Source organism: Rubrivirga sp. (assembly GCF_049648075.1).
Lineage (GTDB): Bacteria > Bacteroidota > Rhodothermia > Rhodothermales > Rubricoccaceae > Rubrivirga.
In genome coordinates this window covers 1-6,054 of sequence record NZ_JBARYR010000470.1, presented here as the reverse complement: position 1 = coordinate 6,054, position 6,054 = coordinate 1, and the positions used below count along the sequence as shown (strand labels likewise).

The 6,054-nt window shown below is 68.7% G+C and carries 4 protein-coding genes and 1 pseudogene; 1 reads left to right on the top strand and 4 read right to left on the bottom strand.

Going from position 1 to position 6,054, the window contains the following annotated elements; translation table 11 throughout:
• The 4 genes and pseudogenes from WBA11_RS13365 to WBA11_RS13350 form a co-directional block, all read right to left on the bottom strand.
• A pseudogene (locus WBA11_RS13365) lies at positions 1-1,989 on the bottom strand (hypothetical protein); the annotation flags it as partial.
• Between the two features lie 38 nt (positions 1,990-2,027).
• Complete coding sequence (locus tag WBA11_RS13360; RefSeq protein ID WP_424521167.1) at positions 2,028-2,846, bottom strand: carbohydrate ABC transporter permease; 819 nt, start codon at positions 2,844-2,846, stop codon at positions 2,028-2,030.
• Positions 2,843-3,835 (bottom strand): carbohydrate ABC transporter permease, encoded by a 993-nt coding sequence (locus WBA11_RS13355; RefSeq protein WP_424521166.1) that lies wholly within the window; start codon positions 3,833-3,835, stop codon positions 2,843-2,845. The genes WBA11_RS13360 and WBA11_RS13355 overlap by 4 nt, the downstream gene beginning before the upstream one ends.
• A 400-nt stretch (positions 3,836-4,235) precedes the next feature.
• A complete protein-coding gene (locus tag WBA11_RS13350) occupies positions 4,236-5,498 on the bottom strand; it encodes a sugar ABC transporter substrate-binding protein (RefSeq protein ID WP_424521165.1) in 1,263 nt (420 codons plus the stop codon).
• Between the two features lie 102 nt (positions 5,499-5,600).
• Here WBA11_RS13350 and WBA11_RS13345 point away from each other — a divergent pair, with 102 nt between their 5' ends.
• On the top strand, positions 5,601-5,930 hold the full coding sequence (locus WBA11_RS13345) for a transposase (RefSeq protein WP_424521164.1): 330 nt from the start codon (positions 5,601-5,603) through the stop codon (positions 5,928-5,930).
• Positions 5,931-6,054: the final 124 nt, after the last annotated feature.

Genomic DNA, 6,054 nt, shown 5'->3' with positions numbered 1-6,054 from the left:
GGCCTGGGCGACGACGACCCGGCCAGAGAACTCGCCCCGCGTCGCGTTGTGGGCGAACAGCGTGCCGCCCTCGAGGTCGGTGACGACCATCCGGTCGCTCTCGCGGTCCAAGGCGCCGAGGGCCAGCCGCGCCGTCGAGGTTACGGCCAGCCGTCTCGGCCTCGAGGTCGTGTTCGTCAGCCGGACGACGGTCAGCCGCGCCGCCGCGTCGGGCGCCATCGAGGTCGTCGTGTGGTGCTCGACGCCGTCCACGAGCGTCCGCCACGTCGAGTAGCCGAAGCCGTGGCGGACCTCGTAGGCCGTCGGGGCCGGGGCCGGGCCGGGCGTGGGCGACCACAGCGTGCCAGCCTCAAGGTCCTGGACGTAGAGCGCCTCACCCGCGTCCTCGACGGGGTCGTTGGACCACGGCGTGACCCGGTTCTCGCGGCTGTTGGCGCTCCACGTCGAAGCCGAGCCACGCTCCGTGACCAAAAAGCCGCCTTGGTCATTGGCGATCACGTTCGTCCACGGCAGCGGAGGCAGCGCGGGCCGTCCGTCGTCACCGGGACGGAGGTGCATCACGTACTCCGTCCCATCTTGGGAGAACCCACCGATCCCGTTGAACTCGCGGAGCGACGCGTCCTCGAGGCCGAGGCCATTGCTTGCCGGCGGCGCAGATCGGCTGAGCACCTCGAGGGCACCGCGCTCTTGATCGACGGTGGGCACCCCGTCCTGGGCATAGACATGGGCGAGCGACGCCGCGAGGAAGACATCCGCGTCGGACAACTCATCGGCGGAGACGACCCGGACGTTCTCGACGCGTCGTGCGGCCTCGAGGACATCGGCCTTCGCAATCGCGAGGACGTCGACCTCGAGGCCGAGGGCGGACCAGTAGTGGCGGAACGCGCTGAGCTGTTCGAGAGCCTCGATACCAGCAGGTGTGGTCACCCGGATCGTCACAAGCCGCCCCGTCCCACCGAGACCCAGCCCGTCACGATCCGCCGCGCCGGCCTCGACGGAGGCGATCACGTCCCCACGTGCGCGGAGCGCTGGATCGCCCATGAGCAGCGGCCCCACCATCGCCTGCGCCGCCTCGGCCTCGAGGTCGGACACGCCTGCGTCTCGGCGCCGCTCGTGCTCGGCCTCGATGGCTCGCTCCGTGGCCGACTCGACGGCCTCGAGGTCGGACAACGCATCCGTGGCATCGAGGACGGCGTCCCGAGAGCGACCACCGGCCAGACCGAACGCCTGCGTTACGGGCTCGCTCCCGACCTCGAGGACGGTGCGCAGCGCGACGACCGGATCCAAGACGGCGCCGGTCGTGCCAGCCAGGTCGCCCTCGAGGGCGGCGGGATCGCGGCGGCTCCGGCCTCGGCCGACGAACCGCAACCGGTCGGTCTCCCACGACACCGACGCCGCTCCGTCGTCGAGCCAGTGGCTCAGCCACACCGGCGCGTCGTCGGGCGATCGGGGACGGCGCTTGGCGACCAGAACCGGCCGGCCTTCGAGCTTTTCGGTTTGGACGAACAGCTTCGAGAACGCCGGGTGCGACGCGTCCGCGGCGCGGTCGTGCAACACGATCTCGGCGTAGGTCGTGACCTCGATGCGCCGCGTCCGTCCATTGAGGGCGCGCAGGCGGAGCCGTCCCGTGAGAGCGCCTTCGGGCGCGACCGACAGACACAGACGGCTCTCGATACCGTCGTCCTCGCGCACGATCTCGAGCGTACCGGGTCCTGAGCGTACGGCGTAGCGATCGCCCTCAAGGGCGGTCGGCTGCCAGCCGGCGCTCCAGACGCGGCCCGAGTCGAGGTCGCGGAGGTAGACCGCCAGGCCGTCAGCGTCCTCGATGCGGTCAGCGTTCCAGCGCGTGAGGTCTACATCCTCGAAGGTGATGACGCCTGTGCCCGCGGTCGTGAGCGCGGTGGTCAGACCGCCACCACTTAGCAGCGTGGTCGGTGAGACAGAGCGAAAGAGTCCAGCGTCGTCGAGAGTCGAAACGGCGAGTTCCACAGAGACAGTCAGGGTAGGTGAGGGCGTCCTCGAGGTTGTCAGCCTTTGATGCCGCCGAGCATGATGCCGCGGACGTAGTGGCGTTGCAGCACGAGGAAGACGAGCAGGACCGGGAGCGTGGTCACGACGGCGCCCGCCATCATGAACTCGTTGTCCTGGACCCGCTCGCGCGTCAGCGTCGCTAGGGCGACCGGGAGGGTGTACAGGTCATCGTCAGTGAGGACGATCAGGGGCCACATGAAGTCGTTCCACGAGCCCATGAACGTGAACAACGCCAGTGTCACCAGGACGGGACGGAGGAGCGGGACGGCGACGATCCGGTAGATCTCGAACTCCGTCGCGCCGTCAATGCGGGCGGCCTCGAGCAGGCTCTCTGGAATCGAGAGCGCGAACTGGCGAACGAGGAAAATGCCGAAAATTGAAGCCGCCGCCGGAATGACGACGCCCGAGTACGAGTTGACGAGACCCAACGTCCGCATCTCCAGAAAGAGCGGCAGCATCGCGACCTGCGCCGGGATGACGAGCGCCGCGAGCAGCGTTTGAAACAGCTTGTCGCGTCCTCGAAAGCGCAGCTTGGCGAAGGCGTAGCCGGCCAGCGAGTTGATGAACAGCGACACCGTCGTGACGAGCGTCGCGACCAGCAGGCTGTTCAGCAGGTAGCGGCCCATATCGGCCCGCTCGAACAGTGCCTGGTAGTGCTCGAGCGTCGGCGCGCTCGGAAAAAGTGGAGGGGGGAACGTGCTCGCCTCCCCGGTCGGCATCATCGAGGCCGAGACCATCCACAGCAAGGGAAACGCCGAGAGTGCCGCGACGACGAACAGCGCCAGGTAGATGAGTGGGGTCGAGAATCGGCTCATGCGTCGTCCTTCCGTTGGAGGCGGAGTTGGATGAGCGTCCCGATCATCATCAGCGCGAACAGCACGAACGCGACGGCCGAGGCGTAGCCCAAATTCCAGAACTTGAAGCCCTCCTCGTACATCAAGTACACCACGCTGACGGTGCTCCGCAGCGGACCGCCTTCGGTCATGACGTACGGCTCGGCGAACAACTGGAAGTACCCGATCATCGTGATCACGCCGACGAACAGGAACGTCGGCGCCAACGCCGGAAGCGTGACGTGACGGAACCGAGCCCACGCGCCGGCTCCGTCGATCTTGGCCGCGTCGTACAGGTCCTCGGAGACGCCGGCCAAGCCGGCGATGAAGATGACCATGTTGTAGCCGAAGTTTTTCCACACGGCCAGCCCGATGATCGCCGGCATCGCCCAATTCGGGTCACCCAGCCAGTCCACACCGGGCAAGCCGATAGCCCCAAGCCCGACGTTGAGCAGCCCGTACTCCGCGTTGTAGAGGTACCGCCAGACGACGGCCACGGCAACCAGCGTCGTCACGACGGGCGCGAAGAAGATGGTCCGCCACAGCCCTTTCAGCCGAACCACCTTCGCGCTCACCAGGAGGGCCGCGCCAAGCGAGACGGCGACCGAGAGCGGGCCTCCGACGAACACGAAGTAGCACGTATTCCAGAGCGCCTGCCAGAATTCGGCGCTCTGGGCGAGTTCGACGTAGTTCTTGATCCCGACGAACCGCGCCGTCCCCGGATCGGCGAGCGCGTAGATGTCGAAGTCGGTCAGGCTGAGGGCGAGCGCGGCCAGGACCGGCAGGAAAAAGAACCCCCCGATGACCAGCAGGGACGGGGCCAAGAACCACGCGGCCGCTCGGCTCGCCGCGGTCTGAGGACCTCGAGGTCGCCACCGTTTCGCCCTCGAGGACGTGCCCGTCGAGGTCGGCGCCGCAGGCGGGCCGATGGTGGTTGCCAGATCGGCGTCGCTGTGGGTGACGCCGCTCATGACGTGGGCTCCGTCGCCGCGTCCTCGAGGGCGCCCCTGTCGAAGGGTGAACCGCTGCTCCCGGAGCCCCCTACGAGGTCTTCTCTCCCTACGGGAGGGCCGATAGGGGGCGGTGTTTTGCGCCGGGCGTGGTCCCACCCGCCGTCGTTCCCGCGTAGGCGGGGACCCAGAGTACCGAACGCGGAGCTGCGTTCGTCCTCGAGGACGCGCCCGAGTGCTCCCCTGGCTGACCCTGCCCGTTTGAAGCCGTCGTGGTCGTCATTCTTGATTCCCGCCCTCGCGGGAATGACAGGTTTGGGAACACAGCGGTGGGCGCTGTCCCTCGTCAGCGTGAGAGAAGGGGTACCGTGCCCGGTCCGGCCTCGAGGTCGCGGGGATGACTCGTGGGGGGAGTACGGAGTCATTCTGACGCCACCCGCTCCAGTAGCCACCGGCGTTTTTCCAGGATCCGGTCCACGTCCGCGTCCATCCGCTCGAGCGCTTCGTCGATCGTCATCTCGCCGCGCGCCGCGAACTCGGCGTACTCGCGCAGGGTCTGGGCCACGCGCTCCTGCTCCGGAATCTTGGGCGTCGGGCGGACGTGGCGGAGTTGGTCGCGGAAGGCCCGCGCTTTGTCGTCATCGGCCAGGCCGGACTCGGCCCAGACCGACTCCCGAGGGGGCAGGTTGCCCGTCGCTTCGTTGAACGCGACCTGGACGTCGGGCCTCGACAGGAACTCGACGAGCGCCCACGCTTTGTCGGGGTGCTCCGACCGCTCGAACACGACTAGGCTGGCGCCACCAGCGACCGAGACCCCCGGGGTGCCCGCGTCGGGACCCGGGATGGGAGCGGTTGCCCAGGCGTCCTCGAGGTCGGCGGGCAGGCGGCGCTGGAATTCGCCGATGTTCCAGGGGCCGGTGATGTAGCTCGCGAAGCGGCCTCGCTCGAACTCCTGGTAGAGGTTCGAGATCTCGGTCCCCGACGTGGCCGGCGCCAAGCCTTGGCGGTAGAGCTCGATGTAGAACTCGAACGCGCGGCGGAACCCCGGACTGCGGAAGTTGCCGTAGCGGTCGCCGTCACGGAGCAGGTCGGCGGTGTTGAGCGCCAGGACGAGCGGCGGCTCGAACTCGTTGACCGGGAGCAGGATCGGGTACCCGCCCTCTGGCTGGACCTGCTGGACGCGGCGCATGGCCTCGAGCCACTCGTCCCAGGTCGTCGGCATAGTGTCGTAGCCGGCCTCGAGGAAGAGGTCGGAGCGGTAGAAGAGGAGCCGCGTGTCGACGTACCACGGGACGCCCCAGACCTTGCCGTCGATCACGTTGGTGTCCCAAGTGCCGGCGAAGTAGTCTCCGTCCTCGATGGCACCCGAGGCCGCGACGAGGGGCGTCAGGTCCACGAGCGCGCCTAGCGCCTCGAACTCGGCGACCCAGGTGTTGCCGAGCTGCGCCGCGTCGGGCGTCGAGCGGCCGGCGAACGACGTCAGCAGCTTCTCGTGGGCCGATGTCCACGGCAAGCGCTGGACCTCGACGCGGATGCCCGGATTCTCGTCCTCGAACTGGTCCAGGAGGGGTCGCACGTTCTCGCCCTCGGCGCCCATCGCCCAGAACTCGAGCACGACGTCGTCCGACTCCTCGGCGCAGCCGACGAACGTGAGAGCCAGGAGCAGGAGAAGGCGAGTGGTCACGGGCGGGCCGAGTCGGCCTCGAGGACGAACAGGGACTAGGGTCTGTGAGACAAATCGGCGGCGTGAGACGTTGACCGGTTCCCTGCCTCCGATTCGATGGCGATGCTGACCGACGACGAATGGGCCGCGCTCAAGGCGGCCCTCGACCACGCGCGTTCCGGACGCGGGCGCCCTTTCCGCGACGAGCGCGCCACGGTCGAGGGCGTGCTCTGGAGGCTCAAATACGGGCCGCCCTGGCGGGCCGTCCCGGCCGAGTTCGGCCCGTGGTGGCGCCCGGCCCAACTCCACAAGCGGTGGTCCGACTCCGGCGTCTGGCAGCGCGCCTTCGAGCGGCTCCGCGATGACGGACGGCCGGACCTCGCCGAGGTGATGCTCGACGGGACCGTCGTCCGAGCCCACCAGAAGGCGGCGGGCTCAAAAAAGGGGGCGTAGCCGAGGCGCTGGGCCGGAGCCAAGGCGGGTTCGGGACGAAGGCCAACCTCGCCTGCGACGCGCGGGGCCGCGTGCTCGGGTTCCGGCTGCTGCCTGGCAACCGGCACGAGACGCGCGCGGCGGC